Below are 18,477 nucleotides of genomic sequence, written 5' to 3'. Positions count from 1 at the left end.
GCTTCCGTTTCATTCCGTCCGTCCCTCCAAGGGCCGGTCTCTAGTTCCAGGTGGATGAAGAAACGGGGGGCACGTCACTCGTCATTGAGGAAGATGCCGCGATATTTGACCGCGGGTGACCCCTCGGCATAGCGGCCGCGGGCGACACTGACATGCGCACGGCGCGTCACCGGCACGTCCGCCCACCAATACCAGGGCGAGACGCCGATGATCCGCGACAGATCATAGGCACCGTAGATCGCGCCACGCTTGTCGCTGCCGACGATGACCAACGCCTCGGCGACGCCGGGGAAGGGATGGGCGACGGTCTGGACGGCGAACGCCTCCCAGCGCCCGCGCACGTCGGCGACGTCGATCGTCCCGGCGGCGGCGAGCCGGTCGATCAATGGCGACCGGCCGAGCGCGCCGACGAGGATGATCCGCGGCGCCAACCTTGCAGGATCGGTCAGCAGTGGCGCCGCGGTGCCGGTCACCCGGCCGATATCGGCGGCGAGATCGGCAGCGGCGCGCCGCACGCCGGCCCAGTCTTCCGCATCGACGAAGACGGGCGTGACGCCGCCGCCCGGCAGGGTGATGTCGAACCCCGCCGTGCGCCGGTCGAACCGCACCGCCGCGGCGAGCGGGCCGTCGAGCAGCCCGGCGGCGATCACCCCGCCGATCCAATCGCGTCTGGTGATCGCCATGCCGGTGCCTCTCTGTCGCGACCTAGAAGGTGCCGCGCAGGCCGACGAGGAACTGACGGCCGGGCTTGTACTGGGTGAAGGTCGCATTCTCGAACTGGAAGTACGACCGCAGCGTCGCATTGGTGAAGTTGGCGACGTTGATGGTAAGCTGCGGCGCGCCGGCGAACCCGAAGATCTTGTCGAGGTCGAACGACGACGAGAAGTCGTAGGTCGTATAGTCGGTGCCGTACAGCGCCGCCGCCGGAATGCCGTTCTGCGCCAGGCCACTGCTCTGCGATCCTTCGCGCGAGGTGGTCGAGACGCGCAGCATCACGCCATTCTTCTCATAATAGCCGGTGATGTTGTACGTGAACGGTGCCACGCCGAACGCCGTCGCCGGGCCGTCGCTGCGCTGATCGACCACCGTCGCATTGGCGTTGAAGCCGAAGCCGGTGATGCCGATGTGGCGGGTCAGGAAGTCGAGCGGCTGCACCCACTGGAATTCGAGGCCGTTGATCGTCAGCTTGTTGGGCACGTTGACCTGCGAGGTCACCTGCACCTGCGCCGCGGTCGGGCCGCCACGCGAGTTGAGCGCGATCTGCTGCGTCGGGTTCAGCGTATCGTAGGTGATGCCATATTGCGCGAGGTTCGAGAACGGCACCGTGTTGATCGCGGTGGTGGTGAACCCTTCGATCGACTTGCGGAAGGCGTTGAAGCTGATCACGCCCTCACGGCCGGTGTAATATTCGAAGCCGAGGTCGAGGTTGGTCGACAGATAGGGGGCGAGGGCCGGGTTGCCGATCGACGCCTGGTCGGCCGACGGTGCGCTGAAGTTGACGCCCGGCAGCTGCGCCGAGGGATCGGGGCGCGTCATCGTGCGCGATCCGGCGACGCGGACCACCGCATGTTCGCTGACGTCATAGGCGAAGGTCGCTGCGGGCAGCCACTCCGAATAGACGTTGCGGGTCTCGGCGATGTTGACGATGTTCGGATAGCGGCTGCCGTCGGGCAGCGTGCCGCCGGTCGCGGTGGTGTTGCGCGGATCGGGAACCGAGACGCGGCCCGAGATCGTCTGGATCGTGTTGACGTAGCGCAAGCCGACGTTGAAGCGCAGCATGTTGCCGCCGAGCTCCTGCGCGCCGTTGATCGTGGCGAACAGGCCCTTGTTGACCTCGCGGATCGTGCCGCCGCTCGCACCCGTCGTCGACGAGCCGCTCTCGGGCGCATTGTCGTGGTAGAAGTTGTAGTTGGTCGCTGCGGCAAAGGCCGGGAAGTCGACCGTCACGAAACCGGCGGGGCCGGGCTTCAGATAGGTCGGCGCGGCGCTGTTCGGCACGAGCGAGCCGCCATAGGTGACCGGACCGGTCAGGCCGCTGCTGTAGCCGGTGCCGAGGCCCGGATAGGTCGGATAGCCGGCCGGTGCCGCACCCGGCGCGTACAGGCCTTCGCAGGGCGGCTGGGTGTTCGGCGAGGGCACGTAGACGCTCGGATTGTTGCCGCAGACCGCGTTCTGCCACTGCTGCGACGCATCGAAGCTGCTGATCCGGCGCGAAATGTCGTCGAACGAGCCGCCGACCTTGAGGTTGAGCGACTTGTCGCCCCAGACGAGGTCGCCACGGAAGCCCTTGTTGACGTTGAGCCGGCGCTCGTCGTTCACGCTGACGCGGCTGCCGGTGTACCAGCCGAAGTTGTTGGGATCGTTGAGGTCGAGCGAGCTGGTGATCGTCGGGATACCGCCGGTGTTCGAATAGGTGACGGTGTTGCCGACGCCGAGCGGCGTCGTCATGCCGACGGTGGGGTTCTCGCGGTGGAAGGTCGAACGCGCGTAATTGCCCTGCAGCGTCAGCTTGAGCTTGTCGTTGATCTCCCATTCACCGCCCGGATTGACGCTGAACAGCTTGGTGGTTTCGATATAGGGGCGGAATTCGTCGAAGAACTGCGCATTGGCGAAGGTGCCGCCGGTGACGGTGCAGCCCGCGCTGCAATCGCTCTTGTCGAAGGTCAGGTTGGTCGGGATGGTCGCGCCGTTGCGGCCGATCCACGCCATGTCCTCGCGGATCAGGTCGTTCTTCTTATAGCCGTACAGACCATCGATATAGAAATGCAGCGTGTCGGTCGGCTGCCATTCGGCGCTGAGGATCGCGTTGAGGCGATCGCGCGGGCCGCGGATGTTGGCGGTGCGGCCGAGGCGCGGGATCAGACCGTTGTCGATCTGCTGGATCGTCGCGCCGGGATTGTTGGCGAGCAGGAAGGCGCGGTCGATCGTCGTGCCGGCGACCAGACCTGCGCCGGCGCCGACCGGCACCGTCGCCGGGATCGTCCAGTTGCCGCCGCCGGTGGTGTTGCAGCCCGAGGTCGCGCCGCACTGTGCCGCGGTCAGCGCCGGGTTGGTGTAGCCGATCGTCTCGAACCCGCGCGTCTCGGTGAACAGCCGCTGTGCCGATACGCCGGCGAGGATGCCGAACGTATCGTTGCGCCAGCTGCCGATCAGCGAGCCGCGCGCGCCAATCCGGTCTTCCGGCGTCTGCTTGGTGCCCTGGATATTATACGCGAGGAACGAGCTGTTGCGGTCGAACGGCCGCGCCGAGCGCAGGTCGATATTGCCCGCCGCGCCGCCTTCGAGCAGGTCGGCGGTATAGCTCTTGTTGACGGTCAGCTTGGTGAACAGGTCGGTCGGGAAGAAGCTGAGGTCGACCGAACGGTCGGTGCCCTGCGCATCGGTCGCGCCCGACGAGGCGACGGCGATCGTCGCGCCGTTCAGCGTCACGTTGGTGAAGTTCGATCCGAGGCCGCGGATCGCGACGTTGGTGCCTTCGCCGGTGACGTCGCGGGTGATCGTCACGCCGGGGATGCGGTTGAACGATTCGGCGATGTTGGTGTCGGGGAACTTGCCGATATCCTCGGCGAAGATCGAATCGGTGAAGCCGGTCGAGGCGCGCTTCGAGTCGGTCGCCTTGGCAAGGCTGGAGCGATAGCCGGTGACGACGATGTCCTCACCCGGCGTGCCCTGCGTCTCGTCGGTCTGCGGCGCCGGTGCGACCGCGGGGCCGTTGTCCTGACCGTCGGCGGGAGTCTGTTCGGAGGGCGGCGGGACCGCCTGCGCCGCGGCCATCTGGGCGCTCAGCGTGCCGAGCGTGGTAGCGCACAACAGGGCGATGCGACGCAGGCGAAGGGTGCGGGTGGTCACGGCTGGAATATCCTCTCTGGTGGAGCGCTGCCGTTCGTTGCGGCGATGCGCGTCATGATCGTCGCCGGCGGCACGCACCGCCGGCAGGGCAGGAGCGGCGGGCTCAGCCCGCGGCGATAGGTCGCCGGGCGTGAGCCGCTCGGGGGCAGGGGGCCGTCAGCAATGTCAGCGATGCCATCATCATCCCCGTCCTCGTCATGCCCGTCTCAGCGGTCTTGATAGCGCTATCTTCGTCGAATTGGTCAGCAAGTCAATGCCAATCCGGTTAGGCCAAATGAATTCATGTCATTGTGTTTCGGGGTGTGTCTTTCCGGATGCAGTGCCAGCTGGCCTGACCGATTTGTCGGGACGACAGGCGTGTCACGGGCGGCGGGGTGCCGCCGGGCACCCCGCTTCGGCGGCGTTCAGGAGGTGTGCCCCGGCGCATAGGGAATGCTCTGCGCCTTGTACCAGGCAAGGTCGTGTTCGGGCGGCGCGACGCCGGCAGGCAGCGCGCGCTGGTTGACCGACATCCAATAGGCGAGGCTGGCGTCGCGCCACCAGCGTGCCTCGCGATGCTGGATCGACAGATAGGTCGCGGTCTTCTGCCAGCGTTCGGCGTCGATCTTGCCGCGCAGGCTCTGCCACTGGCTCTGCATCGTCGCGACATAGGCGACACCGGCGTCGTAATGCGCGACCAGATCCTCCCACAAGGTCCGCCCGTCCGCCATCCGCCGGTCCCAGGCGACATGGTGGAACCAGAGCAATTCGCGCTCCGGCGTCGTCTCCGGCTTGGCCAGTTGTCGCGCGACCGACGGGGCATATTGGGCGATCGCATCGCTTCCGCTCGCGCCGCGCTCGAAGCCGATGCCACCGCGGTCGGCGCGATGGTAATAGGTCGGATTCCATTCGGGTCGGGCGAGATCGGCGACCCACGGCCCCGGCCCGTAATGATGCCCCGTCGCCATCAGATGCGCGAGCCCGAACGCGCCGGTATAGTCGACCACCGCCTCCCGCGATCCCGCCATCATCGCGGTCGTGGTGGCGATCACCTGCGGATCGTTGCCGAAGGTCAGCCCCGCCCATTCGCGGGCGATCGCCGCAGGATCGAGATCGGGGTCCCACGCCAGCCTGCCGAAGGCATACCAATTGGCCTGGTTGAAGGTCGACCCCGACCAGTCGCGGTCGCGGCCGATGTTGGCGACCCCCGCCATGCCGGTCAGCCGGTGCCCCTCCGCCGATCCGTCGACCACGTCGGCCACCGTCTCGCCGGGCTTGCGTCCGGTGCGGGCGTGCAGCGTCTCGGCGAACAGCGGGCCGAGATAGGCGAGGTGGGTGGCGAAGCCGAGATATTCCTTGGTGATCTGGAATTCGATCATCAGCGGCGTCTTGGGCATCGCGCCGAACAAAGGGTGGAAGGGCTCGCGCGGCTGGAAGTCGATCGCGCCGTTCTTGACCTGCACCAGCACGTTGTCGGCGAACTTGCCGTCGAGCGGCTTGAACTCGCTATACGCCTGCTTCGCGCGATCCTCGGGGTCGGTTTCGGCATAGACGAACGCCCGCCACATGACGATGCCGCCATGCGGGCGCACCGCGGCGGCGAGCATGTTGGCGCCGTCCGCATGGCTCGCGCCGTAATCGCGCGGGCCGGGCTGGCCCTCGCTGTTCGCCTTGACCAGGAAGCCGCCGAAATCGGGAATGGCGCGGTAGATCTCGTCCGCCTTCGCCTTCCACCAGGCGGCGACCGCAGGGTCGCGCGGATCGGCGGTCTTCAGCCCGCCGAGCTCGATCGGCGCCGAGAAGCGCGCCGACAGATAGACCTTGATCCCCCACGGCCGGAACACCGCGGCGAGCTTCGCCGCCTTGGCGATATAGGGCGCGGTCAGGCTGTCCGCCTTGGCGTTGACGTTGTTGAGCACGGTGCCGTTGATGCCGATCGAGGCATTGGCGCGCGCATAATCGGTGTAGCGTGGATCGTCGAAGTCGGGGAGCGACCACCAATCCCACAGCGACTGGCCGGCAAAGCCGCGCTCGACCGTGCCATCGAGATTGTCCCAATGGTCGAGCACGCGCAGCTTGACCTTGGGTGCCGAGCGCAACGTCACCGCCGCGGCGTCCGCGCCGTCACCCACCGCGCGCAACAGCGCGAAGGCGCCGTAGAGCGCGCCGCGATCGCTGTTGCCCGCGACGAGCAGCACCTGCCGCCCGCCGAGGCTGACCCGCCGCACCAGATAGCCTTCGTCGCCGAGCCCGGCGAAGGGCAGGCGCAGCGCGGCGACCTGCGGATCGCCCGCCGTGGCGACGGTCACCGCCGGCGTCCCCGCGGGCAGCGCGCGGCGCAGCGCGTCGGCGGCCAGCCGGATCGTCGCACTGTCGCCGATCGCCGTCACCGCCGCCGGTCCGGCGACAGCCTTGGGCGTGCGCAGCCACAGGTCATAGCCGTCATCGGCACAGGCCGGACCAGCGATCGCCAGCCAGCTGACACCTAATGTTACAATCAGCGCGCGATAGTGTTTCATGGCTCTCTCCCGTCGCGACCGATTGACAAGTCCGCGCTTCGCCGGTCTTGTTATCGCTATCAACATAACAGGCAAGCCGCATCGTACTGGTCTGCCAATTCTGGAGAGACTGTCTTGACCGCGCGTGTCCTATCGTCCCGTCGTGACCTGCTGCGCTGGAGCGCCGGGGCCTCGATGCTCGCCTTCCTGCCCGCGGCGGCGCGGCCTGCGCAGCCGCTGTACAAGGATGTGCGCGCGCCGGTCGACCTGCGCGTCCGCGATCTGCTCGGGCGGATGACGCTGGACGAGAAGGTCGCGCAGCTGATCACGCTGTCGACCACCAAGCGTGACGTAATGGATGACGCGCGCGCGTTCGATCCGGCGCGCGCCAGCACCGCTTATCCCGACGGCATCGGCCAGATCGCCCGGCCGTCGGATCGCGGCGGCGCGGCGACCGCCACCAACACCGGCACCGACGTCACCGGCCGCTGGCGCAAGCCCGCCGATACGATCGCCTTCGTCAACGCCGCGCAGGAGTGGGCGCGGACCCGGACGCGGCTCGGCATCCCCGTGCTGTTCCACGAGGAATCGCTGCACGGCTATATGGCACCCGAGGCGACGAGCTTTCCGCAGGCGATCGCGCTCGCCGGCAGCTTCGATCCCGCATTGATGACGCGCGTCCAGTCGGTGATCGGCCGCGAGGTGCGCGCGCACGGCACCGTGCTGGCGCTGTCGCCGGTGGTCGACATCGCCCGCGATCCGCGCTGGGGCCGGATCGAGGAGACGTTCGGCGAAGATCCCTATCTGTGCGGCGAGATGGGTGTCGCCGCGGTCCACGGCCTGCAGGGCGAGGGCAAGGAGCTGGCGCCCGGCAAGGTGTTCGCGACGCTCAAGCATATGACCGGCCACGGCCAGCCGCAGGCAGGCAACAATGTCGCCCCCGCGCAGATCGGCGAGCGCGAGCTTCGCGAGAGTTACTTCCCGCCGTTCCGCGCGGTGGTCGAGCGGACCGGCATCGGCGCGGTGATGCCGTCCTATAACGAGATCGACGGCGTGCCGAGCCATGCCAACCAATGGCTGCTCGGCGACGTGCTGCGCGGCGAATGGGGCTTCGACGGGGCGATCGTCAGCGACTATGCGGCGATCCCCGAGCTCGACTATTTCCATCACATCGCGGCCGACACCGGCGATTCGGCGCGGATCGCGCTCGCCGCCGGGGTGGACAGCGATCTGCCGGACGGCGTCGCCTATCGGACGCTGGCCGATCAGGTGCGCGCCGGCCGCGTGCCGCTCGCGCATGTCGATGCCGCCTGCACGCGGATGCTGACGCTCAAGATGCGCGCCGGCCTGTTCGAGGAGCCGCGCATCGATCCGCGCGCCGCCGCGCGCCTGACCGCCAATGCCGAGGCGCTGGCGCTGGCCCGCGAGGCGGCGGCGCGATCGATCACGCTGCTCAAGAACGACGGCACCTTGCCGCTGTCGCCCGATCGCCATCGCCGCGTCGCGGTGATCGGCCCCAATGCCGCGGTGGCGCGGCTCGGCGGCTATTCGTCGCTGCCGACCGATCCCGTCTCGCTCCTCGACGGCATCCGCGCCAAGATGAAGGGCAAGGCGGAGGTCGTCCACGCGCAGGGCGTATTCATCACCCAGAGCGAGGATCGCTCGGCGAACGAGGTGCTGCTCGCCGATCCGGCGCGCAACCGCGCGCTGATCGCCGAGGCGGCGACGCTCGCCGCCACCGCCGACGTCATCCTGCTCGCGATCGGCGACACCGAACAGACCAGCCGCGAAGGCTATGCCAAGACGCATCTCGGCGACCGCACCTCGCTCGATCTGCTCGGCGAACAGAATGCGCTGTTCGAGGCGATGAAGGCGACCGGCAAGCCGGTAGTGGTGGTGGCGATCAACGGCCGCCCGCCGAGCTGGCCGGCCGTCGTCGCCGGCGCCAATGCGATGCTGGAATGCTGGTACATGGGCCAGCAGGGCGGGCATGCGATGGCCGACGCTTTGTGGGGCGACGTCAATCCCGGCGCCAAGCTGCCGGTGACGGTGGTCCGCGACGTCGGGCAGGTGCCCTTCTATTACGATCACCAGCCCTCGGCTCGGCGCGGCTATCTGTTCGACGACGACGCGCCGCTGTTCCCGTTCGGCTTCGGTCTCAGCTACACCCGATTCCGTCTGTCGCCGCCGCGGCTGTCGGCGGCGCGGATCGGCACCGGCGGCAGCGTCACCGTCGAGGTCGATGTCGCCAATATCGGCGAGCGGACCGGCGACGAGGTCGTCCAGCTCTACGTGCGGGATGAGGTGTCGTCGGTCGCCCGCCCGGTCAAATCGCTGCGCGGCTTCGCGCGGGTGACGCTCAAGCCGGGCGAGACCCGCACCGTGCGCATGGACCTCGGCCCGGAGGCGTTCCGACTGTGGAATCGCGACATGCGCGAAGTGGTCGAACCCGGCCGCTTCTCTATCATGACTGGAAGCAACAGCCGCGACGTCCAGTCCGTCGCCCTCGATATCGCCTGAAGGACGCCCGATGCCGATCATCACCGCCGCCCGCGTCATCGTCACGTCGCCGGGACGCAATTTCGTCACACTCCAGATCGTCTGTGACGACGGCACCACCGGCCTCGGCGACGCGACGCTCAACGGCCGCGAACTCGCCGTCGCCAGCTATCTCGAGGAGCATGTCGTACCCTGTCTGATCGGCCGCGACGCGCATCGCATCGAGGATATCTGGCAATATCTCTACAAGGGCGCCTATTGGCGGCGCGGCCCGGTGACGATGACCGCGATCGCCGCGGTCGACATGGCCTTGTGGGACATCAAGGGCAAGATCGCCGGCCTGCCGGTCTATCAGTTGCTCGGCGGCGCGGCGCGTAATTCCTGCCTCGTCTATTGCCATGCCAATGGCACGACGATCGCCGACACGATCGAGACCGCGATCCGCCATCGCGACGAAGGCTATCGCGCGATCCGCCTGCAATGCGGCGTCCCCGGCCTCGCTGCGACCTATGGCGTCGCCAAGCCGGGCCGGCGCTACGAGCCCGCCGACGGCGACCTGCCGAGCGAGAGCGTCTGGTCGACCGAGAAATATCTGCGCGTCGTCCCCGAACTCTTCGCCGCCGCGCGCGAGGCGCTTGGCTGGGACGTGCACCTGCTCCACGACGTCCACCATCGTCTCACCCCGATCGAGGCGGGACGGCTCGGCAAGGATCTCGAACCCTATCGCCCGTTCTGGATCGAGGATTCGACCCCGGCCGAAAACCAGGACGCCTTCCGCCTGATCCGCCAGCACACCGTGACGCCGCTCGCGGTCGGCGAGGTGTTCAACTCGATCTGGGACGCCAAGCATCTGATCGAGAACCAGCTGATCGACTATATCCGCGCCACCGTCGTCCATGCCGGCGGCATCACCCATTTGCGCCGCATCGCCGCGCTCGCCGACCTCTATCAGGTGCGGACCGGCTGCCATGGCGCGACAGATCTGTCGCCGGTGGCGATGGCGGCGGCGCTGCATTTCGGCCTGTCGGTGCCGAACTTCGGCATCCAGGAGCATATGCCGCACAATGAAGAAACCGACGCGGTCTTCCCGCATGCCTATCGCTTCACCGACGGGACGATGCACCCCGGCGACGCGCCCGGCCTCGGCGTCTCGATCGACGAGGACCGTGCCGCCGCCCATGCCTATAAACGCGCCTATCTGCCGGTGAACCGGCTCGAGGACGGCACGCTGTGGAGCTGGTGAGATGAGCGCGATCGGCGACGCGGCGGCCACCGCCCCCGAAACCGCCGTCCACGCGGTGCCGCCGCCGCGCGGGCGGATCCGCTGGCTGATCTGCGGCCTGCTCTTCGCCGCGGTGGTGCTGAGCTATATCGACCGGCTGGTGCTCGGTGTGCTCAAGCCGCAGCTGACCTCGCTCTACGACTGGAGCAATGCCGGCTATGGCGACATCACTGGCTACTTCCAGGTCGCCTATGGCTTCGGCTTCCTGCTGTTCGGCTGGCTGATCGACCGGATCGGCGCGCGCAACGGCTATCTGCTCGCCATGGGCAGCTGGACGATCGGTCATTTCGCGCAGACTTTGGTCACCTCGACCACCGGCTTCGCGATCGCGCGCATCCCGCTCGCGTTCGGGGAGGCGGGCACCTATCCGTCCGCGCTCGCCGCCGCCTCGCAATGGTTTCCGCGCAAGGAGCGCGCCTTCGCCATCGGCATCTTCAACGCCGGCGCCAATGTCGGCGCGGTGGTGACGCCGCTGCTGATCAGCTTCATCGTCGTGCGGATGGTGCTCGACTGGCGCTGGGCATTCATCATCACCGGCCTGTTCAACCTCGTCTGGCTCGCCGCCTGGTGGCGGCTGTACCATCCGCCGCATGCGCATCCCCGCGTCACCGCCGAGGAGCGCGCGTGGATCGAGGCGGAGCCGGCCGATGACGTCGGTCGCGCGGGCTTCCTCGCGGTGCTGCGCCATCGCGAGGCCTGGGCCTATATGACCGGGCGTTTCCTGATCGACCCGGTCTGGTGGACCTTCCTGTTCTGGCTGCCCGATTTCTTCCACAGCCGTTATGGCTACGACCTCAAGAATTTCGGGCCGCCGCTGGTCGCCATCTATATCCTCGCCGATCTGGGCGCGATCGCCGGCGGCTGGTATTCGTCGCGCCTGCTCAAGCGCGGCGTCGCGACGGGACGTGCCCGCAAGCGCGCGATGTTCGTCTGCGCGCTGTTCGCGCTGCCGGTGATGTTCGCCGCGCAGGCGAGCAGCATCTGGATCGCGGTCGGCATGATCGGGCTTGCCTGTGCGGCGCATCAGGGCTTCTCGACCAATTTGTTCGCGCTGCCCGGCGACCAGTTTCCCCGCTATGCGCAGGGGACGCTGATCGGCCTCGGCGGTTTCGCCGGTGCGGCGGGGGGCTTCATTGCCTCCAAGACGCTGGGATTGCTGCTCGATACGGTCGGCAGCTACGGCCCGTTCTTTGTCGCCTGTGGGCTCGCCTATCTCGTCGCGTTGTTCGCCTTCCATCTGCTCAATCCGCGCTATCGCGACGTGGTGATCGCGCGCTGAGCGTGTCGAAACGGGCCTTCCCGCGGGCGTAACGTTCGGGAATGAAGGAGCTTCGACAAGGCTCAGCGTGAACGGCAGCGGGGTGGGGAACGGCAGGATAGGTCACCCTCCGCCCCGTCGCGCGCACCGTCTGCCGCCGATCGCTGTCATTTTGCGGCATCGACGGTCTTGACGATCCCGTGGTCGCGGCACATATCCGCGGCGTTGGCACTCCTCATCCGGGAGTGCCAGAAATCTGTAACACTGACCTGAAGAGGGACTTCGCAATGAACTTTCGTCCGTTGCACGACCGCGTCCTCGTTCGCCGCGTTGAGGCGGAAGAGAAGACGGCTGGCGGGATCATCATCCCCGACACCGCCAAGGAAAAGCCGCAAGAGGGTGAGGTCGTCGCTGCCGGCACCGGCGCGCGCGCCGAGAACGGCACGATCACCCCGCTCGACGTCAAGGCCGGCGACAAGATCCTGTTCGGCAAGTGGTCGGGCACCGAGGTCAAGGTCAACGGCGAAGACCTGCTCATCATGAAGGAAAGCGACATCCTCGGCATCGTTGGCTGAGACGTCCGCTTACCGTCGCTAGTTTCCACATTCGTCATTTGAAAGGGTAGCCACCATGGCAGCCAAGGACGTAAAATTCGGCCGCGACGCGCGTGAGCGCATCCTCCGCGGCGTCGACATCCTCGCCGATGCGGTGAAGGTGACGCTTGGGCCGAAGGGCCGCAACGTCGTGATCGACAAGAGCTTCGGCGCACCGCGCATCACCAAGGACGGCGTCACCGTCGCCAAGGAAATCGAGCTCAAGGACAAGTTCGAGAACATGGGCGCGCAGATGGTGCGCGAAGTGGCCTCGAAGACCAACGACATCGCCGGCGACGGCACGACCACCGCGACCGTCCTGGCGCAGGCGATCGTCCGCGAGGGCATGAAGTCGGTGGCCGCCGGCATGAACCCGATGGATCTCAAGCGCGGCATCGACATCGCCGTCCTGAAGGTCGTCGAGGACATCAAGGCGCGTTCGAAGCCCGTCTCGGGCTCGTCGGAAGTCGCGCAGGTCGGCATCATCTCGGCCAACGGCGACCGTGAAGTCGGCGAGAAGATCGCGGAAGCGATGGAGAAGGTCGGCAAGGAAGGCGTGATCACCGTCGAGGAAGCGAAGGGTCTCGATTTCGAGCTCGACGTCGTCGAGGGCATGCAGTTCGACCGCGGCTATCTGTCGCCGTACTTCATCACCAACCCTGAGAAGATGACGGTCGAACTCAACGATCCGTACATCCTGATCCACGAGAAGAAGCTCAGCAACCTGCAGGCGATGCTGCCGATCCTCGAAGCGGTCGTGCAGTCGGGTCGTCCGCTGCTGATCATCGCCGAGGACATCGAGGGCGAGGCGCTCGCCACGCTCGTCGTCAACAAGCTGCGCGGCGGCCTCAAGGTCGCAGCGGTCAAGGCACCGGGCTTCGGCGATCGTCGCAAGGCGATGCTCGAGGACATCGCGATCCTGACGAAGGGCGAGATGATCTCGGAAGACCTCGGCATCAAGCTCGAGAACGTCACCGTCGGCATGCTCGGCACCGCCAAGCGCGTCACGATCGACAAGGACAACACCACCATCATCGACGGTGCGGGTGAAGCCGATGCGATCAAGGGCCGCACCGAGGCGATCCGTGCGCAGATCGAGAACACCACCAGCGACTACGACCGTGAGAAGCTCCAGGAGCGTCTCGCCAAGCTCGCCGGCGGCGTGGCCGTGATCAAGGTCGGTGGTTCGACCGAGGTCGAGGTCAAGGAGCGCAAGGACCGCGTCGACGATGCGCTGCACGCGACCCGCGCGGCCGTCGAAGAAGGCATCGTCCCCGGTGGCGGCACCGCGCTGCTCTACGCGACCAAGGCGCTCGAAGGCGTCAACGGCGTCAACGAGGACCAGACCCGCGGTATCGACATCGTCCGCAAGTCGCTGACCGCACTGGTGCGTCAGATCGCGCAGAACGCCGGCCACGACGGCGCCGTCGTCTCGGGCAAGCTGCTCGACCAGACCGACACGTCGTTCGGCTTCAATGCGTCGACCGACACCTACGAGAACCTGGTCCAGGCCGGCGTGATCGACCCGACCAAGGTCGTCCGCACCGCGCTGCAGAACGCCGCCTCGGTGGCCGGTCTGCTGATCACCACGGAAGCGACCGTGTCGGAACTGCCCGAGGACAAGGCTCCGGCCATGCCCGGCGGTGGCGGCATGGGCGGCATGGGCGGCATGGACTTCTGATCCGGCATCGGGGCGGGCGCTGCCTGCCCCGACACCGGCATCGGAACGTCCGGCGGGTCGGCTCGGCCGAACCCGTCCGCACCAGCCACGACCTACGCGAAGGGACCGTGCGGGCGACCGCCGGTCCCTTTTTGCATCGTGGCGTCATTAACCAAAAATATCCCGTCGTGCGGGCAGACTGCGGCCATGCGCCGCTCCGTCACCCCCGTCTTGCTGCTGCTGCTTCCGATGCTGGCGTTTCTCGCCTTCTTCCATGTCGAGACCCTCGATATCGGCAACGTTGGCTGGCTGCTCAACGGCAGCGACGCGGGCGAGAATGCGCTGGGACTGCACGCCTATCGCTACGATCCCGCCGCCGGCCTGTCGCTGCGCACATATCTGCTCAATGCGCCGCAGGGGGTGCCGGTGCTGTTCACCGACAGCAACCCGCTCGTTACGCTCGCCGCCAAGCTGGCATCGCCGCTGCTTCCCGGCGATGCGCAGCTGATCGGTCCGTTCATCCTGCTCTGCCTGATCGCGCAGACGCTGTTCGCCTGGGCGCTGCTCCGCCGTCATGCGCCGGGGCCGGTGGCGCTGTGGATCGGCGTCGCGCTGCTCGCCTTCCCGCCGACATTGTTCAACCGCTTCGTCCACGCCAATCTGATGGCGCATTGGCTGATCCTCGCCGCGCTCTGGCTGTTCCTCGATCCCGTGCGCAGCCGTACCCTGCGCTGGTGGGGGCCGCTGATCGTGCTCGCCGCGCTGATCCACAGCTATCTGCTGGTCATGGTCGGTGCGATCTGGGCGTCGGCGCTGCTGGTGCGCTTTACGCAAGGACCGCGCCCGGAGCGGATCGCGGTGCTGGGGCAGGGCACGGCGGTGCTGGTGCTCGTCGCGCTGCTGGCGCACTGGCTGGGCGTCGGCGGTCAGCTGCCGGCAGGCAATTTCGGTTTCTACTCGATGCCGCTCGACGCTCTGTGGAACCCGGCGATCCCGTCCTTCACCAATCTGCTGCCGGCGCATGAGACCAGCCCGGGGCGCGGGTTCGAAGGCTTCCATTATCTCGGCGCGGGCGGTCTGCTGCTCGTCGCCGCCGCGATCCTCGCCGCGCTACGATTGCCCGCCGATGCGCGTCAGCGGGTGACGCTCGATCGGCTGCGCGGCCTCGCGCCGGCGTTGATCGTGCTCGCCATCATCGCGGTGGTACGATTGCCGCTGCCCGAGACGGTCCGGCTGCTGCTCGATCCCGTGCGTGCGTCGGGGCGGCTGTTCTGGCCGGTCGGCTATGTCCTCATCCTCGTCGCTTTGCTCGCCGTCTACCGCCTTTCGGCCGAGCGGGCCGCGTTGCTGCTGGTGGCGGTGCTGACCATCCAGATCGTCGATCTCGACGCCATGGCCTATGCGATCCGCGCGCAGAGTGATGCTGCGGCGCGCGCGCCGGCGTCGCGGCTGCGCGATCCGCGCTGGATCGGGACGATCGCCTCGGCGCGCAGCATCGCCTTCATGCCCGGCGACGTGACCCGCGACCTCGGCCTGTTCCAGGAGATCGCATGGCAGGCGGCCAAGCTGCACCGCCCGGTCACCAACGTCTATGCCGCGCGCGCCGATCGCGCCGCGGTCACCCGCCTGCACGCCGAGGCCGACGCCTTTCGCCGCGGCACGCGCGTGCCGGGCCGGCTCTACGTCGTCACCGACGATCGCACCCTGCCCGCGGCGATGGCGCTGCGGGCACGGCGGATCGACGGGGTGCGGCTGGTGCTGCCCTGACGCAACCCGCCGCGGCGTGGCTCGTTGGCGGCGTCATGAACGATGATGCCGATCGCCCCGACGTTCCCGCCGACGGCCTGTTGCTCGGCTATGGCCCGATGCTGCCGCTGGTCGCGGCCGGCGCGGGGGCGTGGCTGTTGCCGATGCCGTGGCCGGTCTTGGCGGTGCGGCTCGGTATCATCTGGGCGGCGCTGGTGCTCGCCTTCATCGCCGGCGTCCGCCGCGGTTTCGGCTTCGGCAATCGCCACGCCTCGAAGCCGGTCGAGATCGCGGCGAGCATCGGCTATTTCACGCTCGCCGGCTTCGGGCTGGTGATCGTCGTGCCGTGGCTCGCCCTGATCCCGCTGACGCTCGGCTATGTCCTCGCCGCCTTCCTCGATCGTCGTGCCGCGCTGGCGGGCAATGCGCCCGCCTATTTCGCGCGGCTGCGTCCCCGCCAGCTGCTGATCGGCGCGGCGGGGCTCGCCGGGCTGCTGGCGTGGACGCTGTCGGTCCGCTGAGTCAGCGGTCCTTCATCGCCTCGATCAGCTTCTTGACCTCCTGGCTGCGGCCGCGCGGCAGGATCAGCACGTCGTTGCCGCTCGCCACCACGATCAGGTCGCTGACGCCGACCGCGGCGATCCGCACCCCGTCCGACCGGATCAGGCAATCGTGCGTGTCGATCGCCAGCACCTCGCCGCGATGCGCATTGCCCTGCGCGTCACGCGCGCTGATCGTGTGCAGCGCATCCCAGCTGCCGACGTCGCTCCAGCCCATCGCGACCGGCACGACGGCGACGCGCTCGGCGCGCTCCATCACCGCATAGTCGATCGAGTCGGACGGCGAGGCGCCGAATGCGGTCTCGTCCGGGTAGATGCGCACGCCGTCGCGGCGCGCCTTGGTCATCGCGTCCTGCGTCGCGGTCAGCATGCCGGGCGCGTGCGCGGCGAGCGCGCCGAGGAAGATGTCGGCGCGGAACAGGAAGATGCCGCCGTTCCAGGCATGATCGCCCGAGGCGAGCATCTCTTCGGCACGTTCGCGGATCGGCTTTTCGACGAAGCGCGCGACGCGATGGACGCCGTCGGCGAGCGCCTCGCCGACCTTGATCCAGCCATAGCCGGTCTCGGGCGCGTCGGGCGCGATGCCGAAGGTGACGAGCCAGCCGTCGTTGACCAGCGGCAGCGCCGCCTCGATCGCGGCATGGAAGGCGGGCACGTCGGCGATGACGTGATCCGACGGCATCACCAGCAGCGCGTCTTCGCCCTTGGCGGCGAGCGCGGCGAGCGCTATCGCCGGCGCGGTGTTGCGGGCGACCGGCTCCAGGATCACCGCCTGCGGCGTCGCGCCGACCGCATTGAGCTGCTCGTCGATGTGATCGGCGTGGCGCGCATTGGCCACGACGATCGGCGCGGCGAAGGCCTCGCCGTGCGCGCGCTTCGCGGTGAGCTGGAGCATCGTCTCCTCGGCGGTCAGGGCGAGCAGCTGCTTGGGCATTTCGGGCCGCGACATCGGCCACAGGCGGGTGCCGGACCCTCCGGAAAGGATCACAGGTACGATCGTCATGATGGTCGCTTAACTCCTTGGGGACAGGTCTTCCTATCCGAATTGAGGCAAGGGCGAAACGACCGTCGCGGGCGCGTCGTTCAACTTTTCTTTCCCTTTTTGTGTCACCTGCCTACCCGTCTGTCGGAAAAGCTTACAGGCCGACAGGGGGAGGCGCTCGGATGATCCGCTTGTTCAAGCACTATGTCCCCTATGCCGTGCTGCTGCTCGGGGTGGTCGATGCGATGCTGCTGCTGGTGTCGGCGGAGCTCGGCTGGGTGATTCGGGCGCGGCAGATCGGCATGGACGTGCTGCCGGTGACGACGCGGCTGCCGCAGCTGTTCGCCTTCGCCGCCGCGTTGCAGATCGCGCTGATCGCGGTCGGCGCCTATGGCGTCGGCTCGTTCCTGTCGCTCCGCTTCGCCGCGGCGCGGCTGGTCGTCGCGCTGCTGATCGGCGTCGCCTTCCTGTCGATCCTGTTCTTCCTGATCCCGCCGGTCGCGCTGTGGCGGTCGAACCTCGCTTATGCGACGCTGATCGCGGCGCTGCTGCTCGTCGTGGTGCGCGCGCTGCTCGGGCGGACGCTCGGCGGTGATACGTTCAAGCGGCGGATCATCGTGCTCGGGGCCGGCAATCGGGCGGCGCGGATCGGCGCGCTCGCCGACCAGCCCGGCGCCAACGTCATCGTCGCCGGCTATGTGGCGATGGGCGAAGGCCCGCCGGTCGTCGCCGGCGCGGTGCCGCGTGACGCCATTCCCAATCTCGCCGCGCATGTCGTCGATCATGGCGCGGGCGAGGTGGTGCTCGCGCTCGAGGAACGACGCAATGCGCTGCCGCTCAAGGACCTGCTCCGCGTCCGCACCACGGGCGTCGCGGTCAGCGAGATCTCGACCTTCCTCGAACGCGAGACCGGGCGGATCGATCTCAATTCGGTCAATCCATCGTGGCTGATCTTCTCCGACGGCTTCGCCTCGGGGCGGATGCTGTCGAGCGTGTTCAAGCGTGCGTTCGACGTCGTCGTCAGCCTGCTGCTGCTGGTGCTGACCCTGCCGCTCATCCTGCTCACCGCCGCGGCGATCAAGCTCGAATCGAAGGGGCCGGCCTTCTACCGTCAGCGCCGCGTCGGCCTGTACAACCAGTGTTTCGACATCGTGAAGCTGCGTTCGATGCGGCAGGATGCCGAGGTCGCGGGCAAGGCGGTCTGGGCGGAGAAGGACGATCCGCGCATCACCCGCATCGGCCGGATCATCCGCATGGTGCGGATCGACGAGCTGCCGCAGACCTGGGCGGTGCTGAAGGGCGAGATGAGCTTCGTCGGCCCGCGTCCGGAACGCCCGCAATTCGTCGAGCAGCTCGAAGGCCAGCTGCCGTTCTATGCCGAGCGCCACATGGTCAAGCCCGGCATCACTGGCTGGGCACAGATCAACTATCCCTATGGCGCCTCGATCGAGGATGCGCGCCACAAGCTCGAATACGACCTCTATTACGCCAAGAACTATTCGCCCTTCCTCGACCTGCTGATCCTGTTGCAGACGTTGCGCGTCGTGCTGTGGCCGACGGGCGCGCGCTGA

12 protein-coding genes are annotated in these 18,477 nt (G+C 67.8%); 8 read left to right on the top strand and 4 right to left on the bottom strand.

Features of this window, described 5'->3' with window-relative positions:
• Nucleotides 1-74: 74 nt before the first annotated feature.
• The 3 genes from V8201_RS17035 to V8201_RS17025 form a co-directional block, all read right to left on the bottom strand.
• Nucleotides 75-683 carry a beta-N-acetylhexosaminidase family protein gene (locus tag V8201_RS17035; protein ID WP_336546025.1) on the bottom strand — a complete coding sequence of 203 codons (609 nt, stop codon included), beginning with the start codon at nt 681-683 and terminating at the stop codon, nt 75-77.
• Between the two features lie 22 nt (nt 684-705).
• On the bottom strand, nt 706-3,774 hold the full coding sequence (locus V8201_RS17030; protein ID WP_373276497.1) for a TonB-dependent receptor: 3,069 nt from the start codon (nt 3,772-3,774) through the stop codon (nt 706-708).
• A 479-nt stretch (nt 3,775-4,253) separates the two neighbouring features.
• The gene (locus tag V8201_RS17025; protein ID WP_336546024.1) at nt 4,254-6,347 is read right to left on the bottom strand and encodes an alpha-glucuronidase family glycosyl hydrolase; all 2,094 of its coding nucleotides are present in this window, start codon (nt 6,345-6,347) and stop codon (nt 4,254-4,256) included.
• 174 nt (nt 6,348-6,521) lie between these two features.
• Between V8201_RS17025 and V8201_RS17020 the strand changes: the two genes are divergently transcribed.
• From V8201_RS17020 to V8201_RS16990, 7 genes are all read left to right on the top strand, one after another.
• Nucleotides 6,522-8,846, top strand: coding sequence for a glycoside hydrolase family 3 N-terminal domain-containing protein (locus V8201_RS17020; protein ID WP_336546028.1), 2,325 nt, complete (start codon nt 6,522-6,524; stop codon nt 8,844-8,846).
• A gap of 10 nt (nt 8,847-8,856) precedes the next feature.
• On the top strand, nt 8,857-10,068 hold the full coding sequence (manD, locus tag V8201_RS17015; protein WP_336546023.1) for a D-mannonate dehydratase ManD: 1,212 nt from the start codon (nt 8,857-8,859) through the stop codon (nt 10,066-10,068).
• A 1-nt stretch (nt 10,069) separates the two neighbouring features.
• Nucleotides 10,070-11,386, top strand: a complete 1,317-nt coding sequence (locus tag V8201_RS17010) for an MFS transporter (RefSeq protein ID WP_336546022.1) — start codon at nt 10,070-10,072, stop codon at nt 11,384-11,386.
• Nucleotides 11,387-11,652: 266 nt separating this feature from the next.
• Nucleotides 11,653-11,940, top strand: coding sequence for a co-chaperone GroES (gene groES / locus V8201_RS17005; RefSeq protein WP_174191974.1), 288 nt, complete (start codon nt 11,653-11,655; stop codon nt 11,938-11,940).
• Nucleotides 11,941-11,995: 55 nt separating this feature from the next.
• Entirely contained in the window at nt 11,996-13,639 is a 1,644-nt protein-coding gene (gene groL / locus V8201_RS17000; protein WP_037533000.1) for a chaperonin GroEL, read from the top strand.
• A 186-nt stretch (nt 13,640-13,825) separates the two neighbouring features.
• Complete coding sequence (locus V8201_RS16995) at nt 13,826-15,385, top strand: DUF6311 domain-containing protein (RefSeq protein WP_336546021.1); 1,560 nt, start codon at nt 13,826-13,828, stop codon at nt 15,383-15,385.
• Between the two features lie 35 nt (nt 15,386-15,420).
• Nucleotides 15,421-15,885 (top strand): DUF3429 domain-containing protein, encoded by a 465-nt coding sequence (locus V8201_RS16990; protein ID WP_336546020.1) that lies wholly within the window; start codon nt 15,421-15,423, stop codon nt 15,883-15,885.
• A 1-nt stretch (nt 15,886) separates the two neighbouring features.
• Here V8201_RS16990 and V8201_RS16985 read toward each other — a convergent pair whose 3' ends face one another.
• On the bottom strand, nt 15,887-16,927 hold the full coding sequence (locus tag V8201_RS16985; RefSeq protein ID WP_271299170.1) for a mannose-1-phosphate guanylyltransferase/mannose-6-phosphate isomerase: 1,041 nt from the start codon (nt 16,925-16,927) through the stop codon (nt 15,887-15,889).
• Between the two features lie 161 nt (nt 16,928-17,088).
• Here V8201_RS16985 and V8201_RS16980 point away from each other — a divergent pair, with 161 nt between their 5' ends.
• Nucleotides 17,089-18,477: a TIGR03013 family XrtA/PEP-CTERM system glycosyltransferase gene (locus V8201_RS16980; protein WP_037533008.1), complete on the top strand. Its 1,389-nt coding sequence runs from the start codon at nt 17,089-17,091 to the stop codon at nt 18,475-18,477.

The sequence above is a fragment of the Sphingomonas kyungheensis genome (assembly GCF_037120395.1).
Lineage (GTDB): Bacteria > Pseudomonadota > Alphaproteobacteria > Sphingomonadales > Sphingomonadaceae > Sphingomonas > Sphingomonas kyungheensis.
The sequence above is the reverse complement of the archived record's forward strand: the minus strand, read 5'-3'. Positions and strand labels throughout refer to the sequence as shown.